Here is a 15,933-nt window from a genome sequence, read left to right as displayed (position 1 = left end):
AAACCTATGCAGGTTAGGAGTGATGGAACTCTTGGTCAGATAAGTCGAGCTGCCCTATAGCGATAACGGCTTGAGTACGATTCCTCACATTGAGCTTTTTAAAAATAGCTGTGGCATGCGCTTTTATGGTTGCCTCACTAACATTTAAATCATAAGCAATTTGCTTATTTAACATACCTTCAGCAAACATCATTAAAATTTTGTGCTGTTGTTGCGTCAGGCTTGCGACCTTTTCTGCTATGTCGTGATATTCAGCTTCCGGCGCTTTTTGCTGGAATTGTGAAGGTAACCACTGTTTACCCGCAATGACATCAACGATAGCTTGGTAAATGGTATCTACCGGTGTTGATTTAGGGATAAAACCCGCAGCACCCAACTCAATAGCTTTGCCTATCGTGTCGTTATCTTCGTGCGCGGAAATTATCACAACCGGAAGCTGTGGGTATTGTTTTCGAATATTGACCAAATTGTTAAACCCGTGACCGCCAGGAATATTGAGATCGAGTATCAATAAATCAGCATCAGCATGTGCAATTAATTGTTGTTCTAGTTCTGCAATTGTCTGTGCTTCTTGCCATTTACAGTTGGCAAACTTTGGCATCAGCGTTGCGAGCAATGCCTGGCGAAACAGGGGGTGATCATCCGCGATAATAATGTTGTCCGGCTGAATCATAAATATTGCCTGTTTAGTTTTCCCCATTGCATTATAAGAATAGCTTGTTGAAAAATGGTACTCGACTTTAGTCTAAGTTTGATTGAGGTCAAAAAAAGCGAGCTATCTAGCTCGCTTTTTATTTTCCAGAAAAAGTTAGGCTTTTGGGATGTTTTTCAATACCGCTAGCATAAGCTCCCAGTATTGGCTGACGGTTTCAACGTTGACTTTTTCATCAGGTGAGTGCGGGAATTTAATGGTAGGTCCAAACGACACCATATCCCAATGCGGGTAGGCCGTTTTAAATAGGCCACATTCAAGACCTGCATGGATAACCATGATCTCCGGTACTTTGCCGAATAGATCTTTATAGGTTTCTCTGACCACGTTCATGATTGCGGAATCTGTATCAGGTTTCCAGCCAGGGTAGGCGCCAGAAAACTCGATATCAGCACCTGCCAACTCAAATACTGAACGGACACTCTGTTCTGTTTCTAAACGGCCGTCGTCGTGTAAGCTGCGAATTAAGGTTTGTGCGACAAACTTATTGCCTTTACAGCGCATTACACCCAGGTTCAGTGACGTTTCAACAATGCCTTCAATTTCATCGCTCATGCGAACAACACCGTTTGGACACCCATTTAAGGCATTTAAAATGCGGCCTTGGATATCAGCTTGCCAACACTCGTCAAATTCTTCAGGCGAAATTAATAGCATGTCGATGTCTGTTTCAATCGCTTTTAAATTGCTACGAATTTGGCTCAAGTAGTTATCAACAGCCGCTTTTAACGCGGGTACATGTTCATTTGAGACGACAAAGCTTGCATCTGCTTCACGAGGGATAGCATTTCGCAAACTACCACCATTTAATTCAGTTAAGCGGATGTCGAACTCGCGCGTTGCTGACAGCAAGAAGCGCACAAGTAATTTGTTCGCGTTGGCACGCCCCGTGTGAATATCAACACCCGAATGTCCGCCTTTCAATCCACTGATTGATAAGTTGAATGCCGTGGTGTTGGCTGGCACGTCGTCAAAGGCAAGCTTGAAACTTGCATTACCGTCGATACCGCCAGCACAACCCATGTACACTTCGCCTTCTTGCTCGGAATCAGTGTTGATGAGAATGTCGCCGTCGAATTCGCCTGGCTGAAGACCAAATGCACCGGTCATGCCTGCTTCTTCATCAATAGTGACGAGCACTTCCAGTGGGCCGTGTGCTATATCGTCACTTGCCAATACCGCGAGCGCTGATGCTAGGCCAATACCATTGTCTGCACCTAACGTTGTGTCTTTAGCCGTTACCCATAGACCATCAGCTTCTTCAACGGTATAAGCCTGTATAGGGTCGGTTAAAAAATCATGTTCCGTGTCATTGTTTTTTTGCGGCACCATGTCCATGTGCGCTTGTAAAATAACGCCTTTGCGGTCTTCCATACCCGCTGTTGCTGGCTTTTTAAGGATTAAATTACCGACAGCGTCTTCTTTTACTGAAATACCAAGGTCTTTGGCCCATGCTTGGATCCAAGCTGATATTTTTTGTTCATGCTTTGATGGGTGGGGAATGCTACAAATGTGCTCGAATAGTTGCCAAAGGGTATTCGGCGCGAGATGTGACAGCTGAGACATAAAATTTACCTACTTTACATATAAAAAACGCCAGCTAGGCTGGCGTTACGATGCAATTACTTGCTTGCCATTAAAAATTGCCATTGCTCATTAAATTCGTCACTCGGTTTTTTCGCGAAACCTGAACGAACGTACTGGCCAATTTTTCCTTCTGCAAATGAGACAAGCATATTTGCCAATGCTTGCTCGCTTACAGAGAAGCTTTTACCTTCTCTTAGTTTACGCTCTCGCAGAACTTGTTTAAATTGCGACTCTAACTTTTCAAAGAACTGATTTACTCTAGCGCGTAAACGTTCGTTTTCACCCATCAAGGCATCACCAGACAAAATGCGGCACATACCAGGGTTGCGTTCTGAAAACACTAACAGCACATGCAGAATATGGTGACAGCGCACTAGCGCCTCTTTGTGATCGGTCAAAATCAAATTGATACGAGAGAAGATGGATTCTTCAATAAACTCAATCAGGCCTTCAAACATACGCGCTTTGGATGGAAAGTGACGATACAACGCGGCTTCTGACACACCAACTTCAGCCGCAAGCTTTGCGGTAGTGATGCGTTGCCCTGGGCTACTTTGCAGCATTAGTGCAAGGCACTCTAGGATTTGTTGTTTACGACTTGGTTTTTCGTTTGTTGACATGTAAGACTTCTCTGTCATTTTTTGAGGCTTGATTTTAGCGGTATCATTAACACCACTTCAAGCCACAAATTGGCAAATTTATTAATAGCGTATATAGAAGTAAGTAAAGACTTGCTTACGGATGATTAGCTGCGCTGTCTGGCGATAGCATCAACCAATGCCGCTGCGAGTGCTTTCTTACTGTGGTGGCCCAAGTCGATCGCGTCATCTGCCGAATACAAGGTTAATGCGTTATCGTCACTGTTAAAGCCAATACCTTTTGTAGATACGTTGTTAGCAGCAATTAGATCAAGGTTTTTCTTTTTTAGCTTGCCTCGAGCATATTGTTCAACATCTTGTGTTTCTGCTGCGAAGCCAACGGTAAACGGTCGATTTTCGGTTAAACCTGCAACATCAGCCACGATATCTGGATTTTTTACCAAGTTGATTTGCATCGCATCTTCATGTTTTTTGATTTTCTGATCGGCAACGTTGGCTACACGGTAATCTGCGACGGCAGCACAGGCAACAAAGACATCTGCATTGGGTGCTGCACTCAGTGCTTCTGTGTGCATATCAGCAGCACTGAGCACATCAATACGTTGGCAGTTTGTTGGCACTGATAATTTTGTTGGCCCGGATATTAACGTTACTTTCGCGCCTAGGGATGCCGCGGCTTGTGCAATAGCATACCCCATTTTTCCTGAACTGTGATTGGAGATATAGCGAACAGGGTCTATCGGTTCTTGCGTTGGACCTGCGGTAATCACCCAATGCTGGTTAACTAGTGTTTGCTCAACAAAAAGGTCTGAAACGGCAGTAACCAATTCGGGTACGTCGAGCATGCGTCCCAAGCCGACGTCTCCACAGGCTTGTTCACCGCTGCTAGGCCCCAATAACGCAAAGCTCGCTGCTTTTGCTTTTTCGATGTTCTGCTGACTAATAGCGTTGTGCCACATTTGTTGATTCATCGCTGGTGCAATTGCTATTGGGGCGGGTGTTGCCAAAGCTATCGTTGAAAGTAAGTCATCTGCTAAACCATGCACTAATTTTGCAATGGTGTTTGCCGTTGCCGGTGCAACCAATAATAGGTCGGCCCATTTTGCTAATTCAATGTGTCCCATTGCAAGTTCGGCTTGAGGGTCAAGCAAGTCATCTGCTACCGGGTTTGCAGAAACGGCTTGTAACGATAAAGGTGTCACAAAAGCTTTGGCCGACTCGGTGAGCACAACACGTACATTTGCACCTTGCTCTTTGAGTCTGCGTACAAGCTCAGGACCTTTGTATGCAGCAATGCCGCCACTAATACCTAAAACAATGTTTTTATTCTGTAAACTTGCCATATGCTGCTAATCTTAAAAAGTCAGTAGACTCAAAACGTTAAGTCTCTTGGGACGATAATGGCATGAGTATATCAAGGATTGAAGACAAGGAGAAAGGGATGTTGCAAAGTTGGCCACAGGCTGAAAGGCCTAGGGAAAAGCTGCTTCAACAAGGGGCGGATACTCTCAGTGACGCTGAGCTTCTCGCGATATTTTTACGCACCGGTGTCAAAGGTACTAATGTTGTTGAATTGGCGCGTCAGCTAATCAATGAGTTTGGGAGTATTGCTGCTATTTATCAGGCGGATGAACATAGCTTCTGTCAACGCAATGGACTTGGGCAGGCCAAGTATGTGCAGTTGCAAGCGACGTTAGAAATGGCAAAGCGCTGTCTAAAGGAGCAGGCAAAGACATCTGACTATCTTAGTAGCTCTGTCCAAACTAAGCACTATGTGGTGACAGAACTTGGATTAGAGCCCTATGAAGTTTTTGGCGTACTGCTGCTCAACAATCAACACCAAGTTATTAGCTTTAAACGATTGTTCCAAGGGACGCTAGATGCTGCTGCAGTGTATCCGCGAGTCGTTGTTGAGCAGGTACTAAAGGCACGCGCCGCCGCTGTGATTCTCGTTCACAACCATCCTACAGGAGTGTTGGAACCGAGCCTTGCTGATGTGGCGATAACAGAGCAGCTCGTTAAAGCATTGCGACTGATTGATGTGCGTGTACTGGACCATTTAATTGTCGCAGGTAATAGATGTTACTCATTTGCAGAACATGGCCAGATTTAATGTAAAAGTGTTTGCATATCAGAGAAATGCTTAGTACGTTTAGACAGATAACAAGCAATTCTGCTGACCATGAGTTGAGAGAATAAGCAAGGATCATCTTATGACCGATAGTAGTAACCATGAGATAGAACGGCGCCAGCATTTCCGACTGGACATGGAAAAGGAACTGATTGATATCGTTTGGCAAAACGATAATGGTCAGGACATACAAAAGAAAGTCGCCTGTTTAGACTTTTCGCGCGGTGGCCTGCGCGTAGACAGTGATATTGCAATCCCCGTCGACACCCCTGTTACCGTTATATTCAAACGAAATAGCCCAAGTGCGCAGAGCCTGAAAGGCACTGTATTACGCTGTATTAAACAAGATACAGGCTGGTTTCATATCGCTTTTTTGCTGGAAACTAAAGCATAACCCGCGATGCGGGGATTTGGACTATACTTGAAACAATCCGAAAGGATAAATGACCTGTAGTTATAGGAAGTTAGCATCATGATGATATTAGTTGGTGGTGAGAAAGGCGGCAGCGGCAAAAGCTGTTTAGCGCAAAACCTTGCCGTGTATTTCGCAAAACACAAAAACGCCATTGTGCTAATGGTTGATTGTGATCCGCAACGTACAACCTCTGATTGGATCCAAGCCCGAAATGGTGACCCATCTTTACCTGCCATCAACTGTATTCAATTATACGGAAAGATTCGCAATGATTTGCTAAGTCTGAATCAACATTATGATTATGTGATAGTCGACTGTGGCGGACAGGATAACTTAGCGCTGCGTGCAGCGATGTCAGTGGCAGACCATGTTGTTATTCCATTACGACCAAAACGCCGTGACTTGAAAACGGTGCCACATATGGAAGACATGCTAAGCACCTGTAAGATGGTTAATCCTAAAATGTTGGCATCATTTGTTATCACCCAATGTCCCGCTTTACCCACACAGGCGAATCGAATAATTGAAGCGAAAGAAGTGTGTTCTTCATATGGCATCAATGTGCTGAATGCAGTGACATACAACCGCAACGTATATGACGACAGTGAAGAGTCAGGCTCTTCAGTATTGGAAAATGAACCAGAAGGTAAAGCGGCACAAGAAATGATTGCCATCGCTGAAGAGCTATTAGCGATGAAGCCGGACGACTCCCATGAGTTTAACTGATCTTAAAAAAGGCAAAGGCAAGGCGGTAAAAAAGAAACGCTTTACCGTTGATGAATTTATTTCGGATGCGGAAAACTACGCTAAAGGTGTGCCTGAAATAGTAAAGCGTGGTGGCCAAGAAACCACTGGCTCTAAGCTTGATCTGGATCAGGCGATTGCCTTTGCAGAAAAAAAGGTTGCTGAAAAAGAGCTACAAAAGGAAAGCAACAGACCCTTCCGTCATGCCACGTTTACCTTAAGTGAAGATGCTATTGAACAACTCAACGCACTTGCGAAGGACTCAAAACTGGCGAAGTCGCACATTATCCGAATTCTCATTGACCACATGTCGAGCCAAGATCAGAAGTCTCAATTGGCGACCTTGATAGGATCAAAGATCGCCTAATTTCGAACGATAATCAGTCATTCAGTCTAGAAATAAGACGATAAAATGCCTTTTTTGCAATACGTAACTCTTTGATCAAGATAAATAATTACCAAGAACTTGGTTAAAAACTGATTAGTGCTGGCAATCATATTTAAGTTTCACTATAATATGCCACCTTTTTCAGGATCCCGAGGCGACGGCCAAGGGGAAATTAGCTCGAGCTGAAATTAATTTTGGAGTGACTCAAATGGCTAAAGTTTGCCAAGTAACTGGCAAAAAACCAGTTGTAGGGAACAACCGTTCTCATGCGAGAAACGCGACTCGTCGTCGTTTCTTACCAAACCTTCAGTCTCACCGTTTTTGGGTTGAGAGTGAAAACCGTTTCGTTAAATTACGCCTTACTCCTAAAGGTATGCGTATTATCGACAAGAAAGGCATTGATGCAGTACTTGCTGACATCCGTGCTCGTGGCGAAAAAATCTAAGGAATAAGTCATGCGTGATAAGATTCGTTTAGTTTCTTCTGCTGGCACAGGTCATTTTTATACTACTGACAAGAATAAAAAGACTATGCCAGAGAAAATGGAAATCAAAAAGTTCGACCCTAAAGCACGTAAGCACGTGATTTACAAAGAAGCGAAAATTAAGTAATTTTCCTTTTTCGAACAATGCAAAACCCAGCAATCGCTGGGTTTTTTATTGCCTGAAATTCTTCATTCGTATCACTTTTGTCATGCTTTCAGTATCATAGACCTATCAAACGTAGAAGTAGGTGCATCATGAGGCTGTCACGAGCAGGTTGGAATAACGTTATTATTTTCTCGGTTATGGGCTTTATTTTGATGATTAATCTCACTCAGAATAATGAGCAAGATACGAGTAATGAAAACCTCAAATCGGTTCAGTCAGTTATAGGTGATAACAAAGTTATACTGACCATGACGGTTGACCAACAAGTGATTATTGAACGTGTTGGTCAAAGCTGGCGTGCTCAACCAGAATTAATAAAGCCGCAGCGACTTGAACAGATGATGCGCTCTTGGCACGACATCCAAGGTCAAGCCGTAGACATTGAGATTGATCGTCAGCAGCATCAGGGGGTTTTGGTAAGCATGGTCTTAGCTGGTGATCCTCGTATTAATATGTATTCGTTATATGCACTGGCAGAAAGTCTGGTGATACTGAACCACCAGACAGGACAGTATATACAACTACCTAGGCCAATGCTGCAACAGTTAATTCCAGCCGGTTTATTATCAAAAGGTCAATAATGCCTGAGTTACCAGAAGTCGAAGTATGTCGTTTAGGCATCAGCCCGCATATAACCAATCAAGCCATAGCCAACATTGATGTTCGTCAGCGACAATTACGTTGGCCTGTTCCAGAGCAACTAGAAGATGCAGTGGGAGAACGTATTCGCAGTGTCGAGCGCCGTTCAAAATACCTAATATTGAAAGTTACTAGCGGTAGTATTTTGATTCACTTAGGCATGTCAGGGACTATTCGTGTTATCGATAAAAATGTCCCTGTCGAAAAGCACGACCATGTCGATATTGTCTTTGACAACGGCAAGATGCTGCGCCTGAATGATCCCCGTCGTTTTGGCGCAGTTTTGTGGTTAGCGAATGATGTCGATGAACAGGGCATTTTGACTAAATTAGGTCCTGAACCGCTGACTGACGCGTTTCATGCTGACTATTTGTTTGAGAAGTCACGTAAAAAAACGGTTCCTGTGAAAACGTTTATTATGAACAATCCAGTGGTTGTTGGTGTCGGTAATATTTATGCCAATGAAGCGCTATTTTTGAGTGGTATTCGTCCCACCAAAAAGGCTGGCACACTGACAAAAAAACAATGTGTGGTGTTAACAGACAACATAAAAGTAGTGTTAGCGGCGGCAATTAAACAAGGCGGCACTACGCTTAAAGACTTTACGCAAGCAGATGGTCGCCCAGGCTATTTTGCACAATCATTAAACGTTTATGGTCGAGCAGGTAAGGCTTGTGTGACGTGCGGAGAGACGCTGAAAGAGATCAGACAATCGAATCGCAGCTCAGTGTTTTGCCCGAGCTGCCAAAAGTAAGTCTTACTTCATCGAGTCTTCTAACGCTTGCTTGACAACGGGGTGAACAAATTCACTCACGTCGCCTTTGTGTAAGGCGACTTCCTTAACCAATGTCGAAGAAATAAATGAATTTTCTTCGGCAGGTGTTAGGAAGACACTTTCTAAGTCGGGAGATAAGCGACGGTTCATGTTGGCTAATTGAAATTCGTATTCGAAGTCTGATACAGCGCGCAAACCGCGAATAAGTACATTAGCTTGATGCTCTTTGGCAAAGTCCACTAAAAGCCCTGTAAAACCAACGACTTTTACATTATCTAAATGTGCCGTAACTTGCTCTAGCATATCGACACGGTGATCTAAATCAAAACGAGGTTTCTTACTCGGGCTGTACGCGACGCCAACAATGACCTCTGAGAATAGCTTGCTAGCGCGTTCGATAAGGTCGGTATGACCGTTAGTGACCGGATCAAAAGTGCCGGGGTAAATAGCTCTAACTGACATGAAATATCTGTAATTATTGTAAATTACCGCTATTTTAGACCCCGATCACCTTATTTTCAAAGCGATAGATTGGCTTTGTACTTTTCGAGTAAAGCGGTCATCTTGTCGTTAATTAAATTTATCGCCTTAAGTGGGCGCACCATTACTTTGAAGTCGATAATTTTGCCTGCATCATCAAAGGTGATCATGTCGATTCCATTGATGAAGATGCCGTCAATTTCGGTACTAAATTCTAACACTGCCGCATTGTCAGCAAAGAATTCTCGGTCATAGGTAAAGTGTTCATTAGCAAAAGTATGCAGTGCAGCTGTCAGGTACATAGACACCATGTTGCTACCTTCTACAGGACGATGAATAACCGGTGAGTGAAGGACAACATTTTCCGCTAATAATTGCTTTAACGCTGATATATCACGTGTTTTTACCGTGTTGTGCCATTGTTCTAACATAATCCCCTCTTTATTTTCATAAAACTAACACCTGTCAAGATTCAGCTAGATTGCGTCAATGCGAAAGAATAGGCAAGTGAATGTGAAACATTCCTGTAAAGTTTTTTTGAGTAAATACTTTAAGTTTCGAGGTTTTTGATAGTATGATAGCTTGATGTGTCCGAAGTGGGAGTTACTACACAGCTTATGAAAACGCGGGATAAAATCATTCAAGCCAGCATTGAGTTATTCAATGAACACGGCGAACGCAATGTTACGACTAATCATATTGCTGCCCACCTCGGTATTAGTCCCGGTAACCTTTACTATCACTTTCGCAATAAAGAAGACATTATTCTGTCGATTTATGAAGAATACGCGCGTAACTTACTGCTAGAGACTTTCCCGCAAGTTTCGCCAGATATCAAGCCGCTTGATGCTATTATTTTGTATATGGATGCGGTATTTCAGGCAATGTCAAAGTTCCGCTTTTTCTATGCGAATCTACCTGTTTTATTGTCGAAGAACCCGTTGCTTCGCGAAAAATATGTAGAGGTGCAGCACTTTATTAGTGAACGTGTTAGCGACATGATGTTGTCTCTGCGTGATGCAGACATGATTCAGTTTGAAGATGAAGAGCTATCCGATTTGGTCAGCATTTTGCGCCTAGTGAATACCTTCTGGTTAAGCTTCTACCAAACGCAAACCATGAATACGGAAATCGAGTCCTCCGTATTTTATGAAGGTGTTTTGAAAATACTGAGTATTATCCGTCCGTACACAACAGAAAAAGCATTACCAGAGTTTGTGAAGGCGCGTGAAATGTACTTAGAGCGTCATCAAGAAGCGAAACAAGCGAGCTAAATACTCGCTTTTTTGTAACCGTCGATAAGCATTTGCCACTCTTGCTCAGACCAATGCAGTTGAGGGTGTGTAGATAATTCTTTTGTAAACGAACGCTTCAAGCGATCCAAATTTCCTTGCTTGAAGTCACTACCACTTTTTATGGCCCCTTGGTCAAAGTCAATTAACCAAACTTTGTCTTCATCATCTATTAAAATGTTGTGAATGTTTAAGTCGTGATGATACACCTGAGCATTGTGGAAGGCAGCAATACAACGTCCTATTTCATGCCACATACCTTGATTACAAGGCGTATGCACTAGCTTAGCAAACAGATCTTGAGCATTTTCAATCCGGGTAGTGATGATATCTCCACGGTACCAGAGTCCATGACGCGTGATTTGACAAGCAACAGGTGTTGGCGCGGGTAAGCCTAATTCTTTGAGTTTCAGTAAGAGCGAAAACTCTCTTATTGCACGCGTACTCTCGAGCCCAGAGAAAAAGTAGCTATCGTTGATGAATTTGCCAACTAATCCTCCTCGATAGTAATGCCTGAGCACCCACTGTTGTTCGTTGTGCTCAACAAAGTATGTTGTGCCTCGACCTTGTGCCTGACCCACCACAAGATCTTTTGCCAGCCAATACTCGGGTTGGCACATGTCTGGAATAAATTGCGTTTGCCACGTCTGATTGATCACGGTCCAACGGCGCTTCTCTGGGACTAGTGTCGCCAGTTCAGAATTTACAATTGCGTTCAGGTTCAAGATAATAGGCCAACTTTCTTTTCAGCGTCTGTCGCTTATTGTGGTGATTCCTTTATGCCCGGTCAAATAATTGCACCGAAAAACCTATGTATTTTGCGTTTATCAGCCATTGGTGATGTATGCCATGCTGTTGCAATGGTGCAAGCTATTCAGCGGCAATATCCTGATTGCAAAATAACTTGGGTCATTGGCAAGGTTGAAGCCATGCTACTGAAAGGTTTGCCAGGTGTGCGATTTGTGGTTTTTGATAAAGGCGCCGGGCTTGCCGGTTATAAGGCGTTAAGGCAAACATTGAATGGTGAAGAGTTCGATGTGTTGCTACACATGCAAATAGCGTTTCGCGCGAGTTTGGCGAGTTTAATGATCAAGGCAAAAGTCAAAGTAGGCTTTGATAGTGAGCGAGCTAAGGAAGGGCAATGGTTATTTACGAATAAAAAAATTGCTCCACAAGCACAGCCGCATGTTCTGGATGGTTTTCTGGGCTTTGCTGAGGCAATTGGCGTCCCGATTGAAAAGCCAGAATGGCATATGCCGATCAATGACGAAGATCAATTGTGGGTAAGTGAACAACTTCAAACAAATAAACCCATCGCGATTATTTGTCCTGCTGCTAGCAAGGCAGAGCGTAATTGGCATCCAACTGGCTACGGTGAAGTTGCCCACAAATTAGTGCAACAGGGCTTTAGCGTTGTTATTTGCGGTGGCCCAACTGAGTTAGAGAAAAAGCTGGCAGCGATGATTCAGGCCAATTGCCCGCAAGAACTTATCAATTTGGTTGGACAAACGACGTTACCGCAAATGTTAGCTTGCTTGAATATCGCTCATCTCGTCATTGCTCCAGATACAGGCCCTGCGCATATGGCAGTAACTGTGTCGACGCCAGTCGTTGGACTATATGCGCACAGCAACCCAATGCGAACTGGTCCATATACCTATCAGGCTTATGTAGTGAATCATTACAAAGAGGCGGTACAACAGCAGCATCATAAGCCTGTTGCAAAGTTGCCGTGGGGAACTCGCGCAAAAGGTGAAGGTTTGATGGATAATATTTCTATCGATCAAGTGATGGATAAAGTGCGACAACTTATTGCAGATCATTATCCAGAGCTAACGCAATAGCGAAAAAGCGCTGGCTTTTCATTGATACACGACTATTGCCTAAGTAGCACTGCTAGAGCACTGAGCGCTTTTTCTGTGGCACCTTGATTTTGTATAACCACAGCCTGTGCACTTTGACCAATTCGTTCTTGTAAGTCTTTGTCGTCAAGCAATCGCTTAATTTCTTTTGCAAGTACTTCAGCCTTTATTCCCTCTGGCAAATTAATGGCGGCATTGGCTTTACTGAGCTGTTGTTGTACTTCTTTAAAGTTGGCCATATCACTGCCAAGCATAATGGGCTTTTTGAAAAGTGCTGGCTCAAGTGGATTATGGCCACCAATATGGGAGAAGGTACCACCCATGATCACGATGTCAGAAAGTGGGAAAACAGACATTAACTCGCCTAAGGTATCTATCAGCCAAACATCCGTATGCACTGTTACGCGGTCACCGTTGCCTCGGGTTGCCAAATCTAGACCTTGGCTTTTAATCAGTTGAGCAACCTCATTAAAACGTTCTGGGTGTCTAGGTACAACAATGAGGCGCAGGTGCTCATTTTTCAGGGTGTCAGATTTGAATGCGTCTATTACAAGCTGTTCGTCCCCGGCATGACTGCTGGCTAACAACAATGTTTGTTTGTGCTCGTCTATCAGGTTTTCAAGTTCAGCCTGTTTGGCCAACGCTTGCTCAGTTTGGCGTAAATCGTACTTCAAGTTACCAATATTGTGGCAAGTTGAAGCGTTAGCACCTAAAGCGATAAAACGCTCTGAATATTGTTCACTTTGTGTCAGCACTTGGTCGAAGTTCGCTAAACAAGGCTTAATAAGCGCAGCTAACTTTTGGTATTTCGGCCATGATTTATCAGAGAGTCGGCCATTGATCAGCAATAACTTACAATGACGTTTCGCAGCTTGCGCAACTATATTGGGCCATAACTCTGTTTCCATCACGACCAGCACTTTTGGCTTAAGCTTTGATAAAAAAGCAGCGCTGCAGGGCAAAACATCAAGAGGGAAATAGCAGTGCTGCACTTGGTCACCGAATAACTGTTGCACTTGCGCAGAACCTGTTGGTGTAAATGTGGTGACTGTAATAGGGAGATCAGAAAAGCGCGCGATACATGCCTGAATATATGGCTTAAGTGCCAGTACTTCGCCTACGCTGGCACAGTGAATAATAATCCCACCGGATTGGAAATGGTTCGGTACCATACCCAAGCGCTCTGACAGACGCTTGCGATATGCTTTTTGACTGAAAGAACGCGCGACTGCGAATAAGAGAATGATGGGTAAAAAAACGAGTAGCAGCAATCGGTAACAGAATAATGCCAAAGCCGAAATCTCAATAGTCAAAAGTAAACGCATTATACCTTGCTATTAGTTAAATGTAATTGGTGCTAGGTTTCACAATGTGGGTGAGTTTGGTATGTTGTTAGTCAGTCTATTTTATCGCTAATGCGGAGATCTGTTTATCGTGCAGTTTACGGTTATTGCGCTCGTTTTTTTGTTCTCAATGGCGTCAGTGTCGGCGCAAGAAGCTGCCAGCACTAAAGTGCCTGACAATCAAATATTGATCACCACTAAAGATAAATTTCCGTTAACGGGTCAATATTTTCCCGGTAAGAAAAAAGCCGATGGCTTTTTAGTTTTGCATGACTGTAAATCTGACAGTCGCCCCTATCACGATATCGCAAAACGCATCTCTCAGGCTGGCTTCCACGCATTAGCGCTTGATTTACGAGGGTTTGGAAACAGTGTCACGCCTATGGTTTCTCACCAAAACATTAAGAAAAATGCGAAAGATATTATTGCTTATCAACAACAACTGGCGATGATCAGTGCCTATTGGGAGCTTGATGTACTTAATGCTTACGATTATCTGCGTGATAAAGTAGATAACCAGTTCGCTATTTCTATATTTGCGGTAGGCTGCTCAGCTCCTTTTGCAGTCTCTACAGCCGAGCAAATGCACGTCGCAAATATGGTATTGTTGAGCCCTGAGATGGATTTTATTGCCAAAGAGCGATACAAAAACCTCACTGATATTCCGAGCTACTTTATCAGCCCTATCCACAATATTGAAAGCTACCAGACCAGTAAAGAACTGTTCGAATGGAATGGTCACAAGCGCTCAAAAATGTTGTTGTTTAAAGGTGAGCATACAGATAGCCAGCTACTCAAGCGTAATCCGTCTTTGTCGGCAGATATTGCTTCTTGGCTTATTGAGCGGGGTAAACAGCAGTAGGACGCTGACGCTGCCAATAAAAGTTTTCACTTTCCCTTTTACTTATTCACTCATCGGACTGTACCTAGCTGCCTAAATGCGTAAAATAGCGGCCAATTGAATAGCTTAGCTTGCAAAAACACTGTGCAGCGCTAATGCTTAGTTTGAAAATGTGCCGCTAAGCGTGCCATTCCACCACTTTGAAATTTGGGGCAACTATGTCATCGAACTTTTATGCGCATCTGCAAGATCAAATAGACCAAGTTAAAGCGGAAGGCTTATATAAAGCTGAACGCGTTATTACAACTGCACAACAAGCTGAAATTGCAGTAAGTTCAGGCGATGAAGTAATTAACTTTTGTGCCAATAATTATTTGGGCTTAGCAAATCACCCGGCATTAATTGACGCGGCAAAAGCGGGACTGGACGACCACGGTTTTGGTATGGCATCAGTACGTTTTATTTGTGGTACGCAAGATATTCACAAAACTCTTGAGCAAAAGTTAAGTGACTTCCTTGGTATGGAAGACACGATTTTGTATTCATCATGTTTTGACGCAAATGCGGGTCTTTTTGAAACGCTATTAGGCCCAGAAGACGCTATTATTTCTGACGCACTGAACCATGCATCTATTATCGATGGTGTTCGTTTGTGTAAAGCGAAGCGGTTCCGCTATGCAAACAATGATATGGCCGAGTTGGAAGCTCGATTGAAAGAAGCTGATGAAGCTGGTGCTCGCTTTAAGTTGATTGCTACAGATGGTGTTTTCTCGATGGATGGCGTGATCGCTAACTTGAAAGCCGTTTGTGATTTGGCTGACAAGTATGATGCATTAGTGATGGTAGACGATTCACACGCTGTAGGCTTTGTCGGTGACAAGGGCCGTGGTAGCCATGAGTTTTGTGACGTAATGGGCCGAGTAGACATCATTACCGGCACGTTAGGTAAAGCAATGGGTGGCGCCTCCGGCGGTTACACTTCAGGACGCAAAGAAATTGTTGAGTGGCTACGTCAACGTTCGCGTCCTTACTTGTTTTCAAATTCACTAGCACCTGCAATCGTGTCAGCGTCTATTCGCGTAATAGACTTATTGGCAGAGGGTGATGACCTGCGTGCGACATTACGTGAAAACCAAACCTACTTCAGAAGTCAAATGGAAACAGCAGGATTTACTTGTGCAGGTGCTGATCACGCTATTGTGCCTGTCATGATTGGTGATGCTGCATTGGCGAGTGAAATGGCCGATAAGTTACTTGCTGAAGGTATTTACGTCATTGGCTTCTCATTCCCTGTTGTACCGAAAGGGCAGGCGCGTATTCGTACACAAATTTCTGCCGCTCACACACGTGCACAATTGGATAAAGCGATTGAAGCGTTTACCCGTATCGGCAAAGAGCTAGGCGTTATCTAACGCGGTAGTTGTTAACACAAAAGTAAGAACAGGTGAGAGCCTTAACGTAATTTATTTGAGGTT

General features: G+C 43.7%; 20 protein-coding genes. 12 read left to right on the top strand and 8 right to left on the bottom strand.

All coding sequences use genetic code 11. The features are described from left to right. Positions 1-13: 13 nt before the first annotated feature. The 4 genes from ACFSJY_RS14075 to coaBC all read right to left on the bottom strand — a co-directional run bounded on the left by ACFSJY_RS14075 (position 14) and on the right by coaBC (position 4,241). The gene (locus ACFSJY_RS14075) at positions 14-673 is read right to left on the bottom strand and encodes a response regulator transcription factor (protein WP_386035435.1); all 660 of its coding nucleotides are present in this window, start codon (positions 671-673) and stop codon (positions 14-16) included. Positions 674-808: 135 nt separating this feature from the next. Continuing rightward, complete coding sequence (locus ACFSJY_RS14070; protein WP_386035432.1) at positions 809-2,278, bottom strand: aminoacyl-histidine dipeptidase; 1,470 nt, start codon at positions 2,276-2,278, stop codon at positions 809-811. Positions 2,279-2,334: 56 nt separating this feature from the next. Further along, positions 2,335-2,919, bottom strand: a complete 585-nt coding sequence (gene slmA, locus ACFSJY_RS14065; RefSeq protein WP_386035429.1) for a nucleoid occlusion factor SlmA — start codon at positions 2,917-2,919, stop codon at positions 2,335-2,337. Positions 2,920-3,044: 125 nt separating this feature from the next. Further along, positions 3,045-4,241: a bifunctional phosphopantothenoylcysteine decarboxylase/phosphopantothenate--cysteine ligase CoaBC gene (coaBC, locus tag ACFSJY_RS14060; RefSeq protein WP_386035426.1), complete on the bottom strand. Its 1,197-nt coding sequence runs from the start codon at positions 4,239-4,241 to the stop codon at positions 3,045-3,047. Between the two features lie 62 nt (positions 4,242-4,303). Here coaBC and radC point away from each other — a divergent pair, with 62 nt between their 5' ends. The 8 genes from radC to mutM all read left to right on the top strand — a co-directional run bounded on the left by radC (position 4,304) and on the right by mutM (position 8,619). Further along, positions 4,304-5,011 (top strand): RadC family protein, encoded by a 708-nt coding sequence (radC, locus tag ACFSJY_RS14055; protein ID WP_386035423.1) that lies wholly within the window; start codon positions 4,304-4,306, stop codon positions 5,009-5,011. 100 nt (positions 5,012-5,111) lie between these two features. Beyond that, positions 5,112-5,423 carry a PilZ domain-containing protein gene (locus ACFSJY_RS14050; protein ID WP_386035420.1) on the top strand — a complete coding sequence of 104 codons (312 nt, stop codon included), beginning with the start codon at positions 5,112-5,114 and terminating at the stop codon, positions 5,421-5,423. A gap of 78 nt (positions 5,424-5,501) precedes the next feature. Next, positions 5,502-6,170 carry an AAA family ATPase gene (locus ACFSJY_RS14045; protein WP_386035417.1) on the top strand — a complete coding sequence of 223 codons (669 nt, stop codon included), beginning with the start codon at positions 5,502-5,504 and terminating at the stop codon, positions 6,168-6,170. Continuing rightward, positions 6,157-6,555, top strand: coding sequence for a hypothetical protein (locus ACFSJY_RS14040; protein WP_386035414.1), 399 nt, complete (start codon positions 6,157-6,159; stop codon positions 6,553-6,555). Before ACFSJY_RS14045 ends, ACFSJY_RS14040 begins: the two co-directional genes overlap by 14 nt. A gap of 229 nt (positions 6,556-6,784) precedes the next feature. Next, positions 6,785-7,021: a 50S ribosomal protein L28 gene (gene rpmB / locus ACFSJY_RS14035; protein ID WP_386035411.1), complete on the top strand. Its 237-nt coding sequence runs from the start codon at positions 6,785-6,787 to the stop codon at positions 7,019-7,021. Positions 7,022-7,031: 10 nt separating this feature from the next. Next, positions 7,032-7,187 (top strand): 50S ribosomal protein L33, encoded by a 156-nt coding sequence (gene rpmG / locus ACFSJY_RS14030; protein WP_033078277.1) that lies wholly within the window; start codon positions 7,032-7,034, stop codon positions 7,185-7,187. Positions 7,188-7,315: 128 nt separating this feature from the next. Then, positions 7,316-7,807, top strand: coding sequence for a hypothetical protein (locus tag ACFSJY_RS14025; RefSeq protein WP_386035407.1), 492 nt, complete (start codon positions 7,316-7,318; stop codon positions 7,805-7,807). Further along, positions 7,807-8,619: a bifunctional DNA-formamidopyrimidine glycosylase/DNA-(apurinic or apyrimidinic site) lyase gene (mutM, locus tag ACFSJY_RS14020; protein WP_386035404.1), complete on the top strand. Its 813-nt coding sequence runs from the start codon at positions 7,807-7,809 to the stop codon at positions 8,617-8,619. The genes ACFSJY_RS14025 and mutM overlap by 1 nt, the downstream gene beginning before the upstream one ends. A gap of 3 nt (positions 8,620-8,622) precedes the next feature. Here the strand turns inward: mutM and coaD are convergent, their stop codons facing one another. After that, a complete protein-coding gene (gene coaD / locus ACFSJY_RS14015) occupies positions 8,623-9,102 on the bottom strand; it encodes a pantetheine-phosphate adenylyltransferase (protein ID WP_386035401.1) in 480 nt (159 codons plus the stop codon). Between the two features lie 56 nt (positions 9,103-9,158). Continuing rightward, positions 9,159-9,551 carry a nuclear transport factor 2 family protein gene (locus ACFSJY_RS14010; RefSeq protein WP_386035398.1) on the bottom strand — a complete coding sequence of 131 codons (393 nt, stop codon included), beginning with the start codon at positions 9,549-9,551 and terminating at the stop codon, positions 9,159-9,161. A gap of 186 nt (positions 9,552-9,737) precedes the next feature. On the opposite strand from ACFSJY_RS14010, the gene ACFSJY_RS14005 reads away from it, so the two are divergent. Then, entirely contained in the window at positions 9,738-10,394 is a 657-nt protein-coding gene (locus ACFSJY_RS14005; protein WP_386035395.1) for a TetR/AcrR family transcriptional regulator, read from the top strand. On the opposite strand, the gene ACFSJY_RS14000 is transcribed toward ACFSJY_RS14005, so the two are convergent. Next, on the bottom strand, positions 10,391-11,137 hold the full coding sequence (locus ACFSJY_RS14000; RefSeq protein ID WP_386035393.1) for a 3-deoxy-D-manno-octulosonic acid kinase: 747 nt from the start codon (positions 11,135-11,137) through the stop codon (positions 10,391-10,393). The genes ACFSJY_RS14005 and ACFSJY_RS14000 overlap by 4 nt on opposite strands. Before the next feature lie 54 nt (positions 11,138-11,191). Here ACFSJY_RS14000 and ACFSJY_RS13995 point away from each other — a divergent pair, with 54 nt between their 5' ends. Beyond that, positions 11,192-12,256: a glycosyltransferase family 9 protein gene (locus tag ACFSJY_RS13995; RefSeq protein WP_386035390.1), complete on the top strand. Its 1,065-nt coding sequence runs from the start codon at positions 11,192-11,194 to the stop codon at positions 12,254-12,256. A gap of 32 nt (positions 12,257-12,288) precedes the next feature. Here the strand turns inward: ACFSJY_RS13995 and ACFSJY_RS13990 are convergent, their stop codons facing one another. Beyond that, positions 12,289-13,599 (bottom strand): 3-deoxy-D-manno-octulosonic acid transferase, encoded by a 1,311-nt coding sequence (locus ACFSJY_RS13990; protein WP_386035387.1) that lies wholly within the window; start codon positions 13,597-13,599, stop codon positions 12,289-12,291. Between the two features lie 109 nt (positions 13,600-13,708). Here ACFSJY_RS13990 and ACFSJY_RS13985 point away from each other — a divergent pair, with 109 nt between their 5' ends. Next, positions 13,709-14,479 carry an alpha/beta fold hydrolase gene (locus tag ACFSJY_RS13985; protein ID WP_386035384.1) on the top strand — a complete coding sequence of 257 codons (771 nt, stop codon included), beginning with the start codon at positions 13,709-13,711 and terminating at the stop codon, positions 14,477-14,479. 197 nt (positions 14,480-14,676) lie between these two features. Continuing rightward, positions 14,677-15,870 carry a glycine C-acetyltransferase gene (locus ACFSJY_RS13980; protein ID WP_386035381.1) on the top strand — a complete coding sequence of 398 codons (1,194 nt, stop codon included), beginning with the start codon at positions 14,677-14,679 and terminating at the stop codon, positions 15,868-15,870. Positions 15,871-15,933 lie beyond the last annotated feature (63 nt).

Source organism: Thalassotalea euphylliae, from assembly GCF_042682785.1.
Classification (GTDB): Bacteria; Pseudomonadota; Gammaproteobacteria; order Enterobacterales; family Alteromonadaceae; genus Thalassotalea_F; species Thalassotalea_F euphylliae.
Note: the sequence above shows the minus strand (reverse complement) of the source record. Positions and strands in the feature narration are given on the sequence as shown.

Excerpts from the sequence above, each read along its gene's own strand:
- ACFSJY_RS14045 (WP_386035417.1), top strand. The coding sequence starts at position 5,502 with ATGATGATATTAGTTGGTGGTGAGAAAGGCGGCAGCGGCAAAAGCTGT.
- ACFSJY_RS13990 (WP_386035387.1), bottom strand. The coding sequence starts at position 13,599 with ATGCGTTTACTTTTGACTATTGAGATTTCGGCTTTGGCATTATTCTGT.
- ACFSJY_RS13980 (WP_386035381.1), top strand. The coding sequence starts at position 14,677 with ATGTCATCGAACTTTTATGCGCATCTGCAAGATCAAATAGACCAAGTT.
- ACFSJY_RS14075 (WP_386035435.1), bottom strand. The coding sequence starts at position 673 with ATGATTCAGCCGGACAACATTATTATCGCGGATGATCACCCCCTGTTT.
- mutM (WP_386035404.1), top strand. The coding sequence starts at position 7,807 with ATGCCTGAGTTACCAGAAGTCGAAGTATGTCGTTTAGGCATCAGCCCG.
- ACFSJY_RS14050 (WP_386035420.1), top strand. The coding sequence starts at position 5,112 with ATGACCGATAGTAGTAACCATGAGATAGAACGGCGCCAGCATTTCCGA.
- rpmG (WP_033078277.1), top strand. The coding sequence starts at position 7,032 with ATGCGTGATAAGATTCGTTTAGTTTCTTCTGCTGGCACAGGTCATTTT.
- ACFSJY_RS14005 (WP_386035395.1), top strand. The coding sequence starts at position 9,738 with ATGAAAACGCGGGATAAAATCATTCAAGCCAGCATTGAGTTATTCAAT.
- radC (WP_386035423.1), top strand. The coding sequence starts at position 4,304 with ATGAGTATATCAAGGATTGAAGACAAGGAGAAAGGGATGTTGCAAAGT.
- ACFSJY_RS13995 (WP_386035390.1), top strand. The coding sequence starts at position 11,192 with ATGCCCGGTCAAATAATTGCACCGAAAAACCTATGTATTTTGCGTTTA.
- rpmB (WP_386035411.1), top strand. The coding sequence starts at position 6,785 with ATGGCTAAAGTTTGCCAAGTAACTGGCAAAAAACCAGTTGTAGGGAAC.
- coaBC (WP_386035426.1), bottom strand. The coding sequence starts at position 4,241 with ATGGCAAGTTTACAGAATAAAAACATTGTTTTAGGTATTAGTGGCGGC.
- coaD (WP_386035401.1), bottom strand. The coding sequence starts at position 9,102 with ATGTCAGTTAGAGCTATTTACCCCGGCACTTTTGATCCGGTCACTAAC.
- ACFSJY_RS14010 (WP_386035398.1), bottom strand. The coding sequence starts at position 9,551 with ATGTTAGAACAATGGCACAACACGGTAAAAACACGTGATATATCAGCG.
- ACFSJY_RS14025 (WP_386035407.1), top strand. The coding sequence starts at position 7,316 with ATGAGGCTGTCACGAGCAGGTTGGAATAACGTTATTATTTTCTCGGTT.
- ACFSJY_RS14040 (WP_386035414.1), top strand. The coding sequence starts at position 6,157 with ATGAGTTTAACTGATCTTAAAAAAGGCAAAGGCAAGGCGGTAAAAAAG.
- ACFSJY_RS14070 (WP_386035432.1), bottom strand. The coding sequence starts at position 2,278 with ATGTCTCAGCTGTCACATCTCGCGCCGAATACCCTTTGGCAACTATTC.
- slmA (WP_386035429.1), bottom strand. The coding sequence starts at position 2,919 with ATGTCAACAAACGAAAAACCAAGTCGTAAACAACAAATCCTAGAGTGC.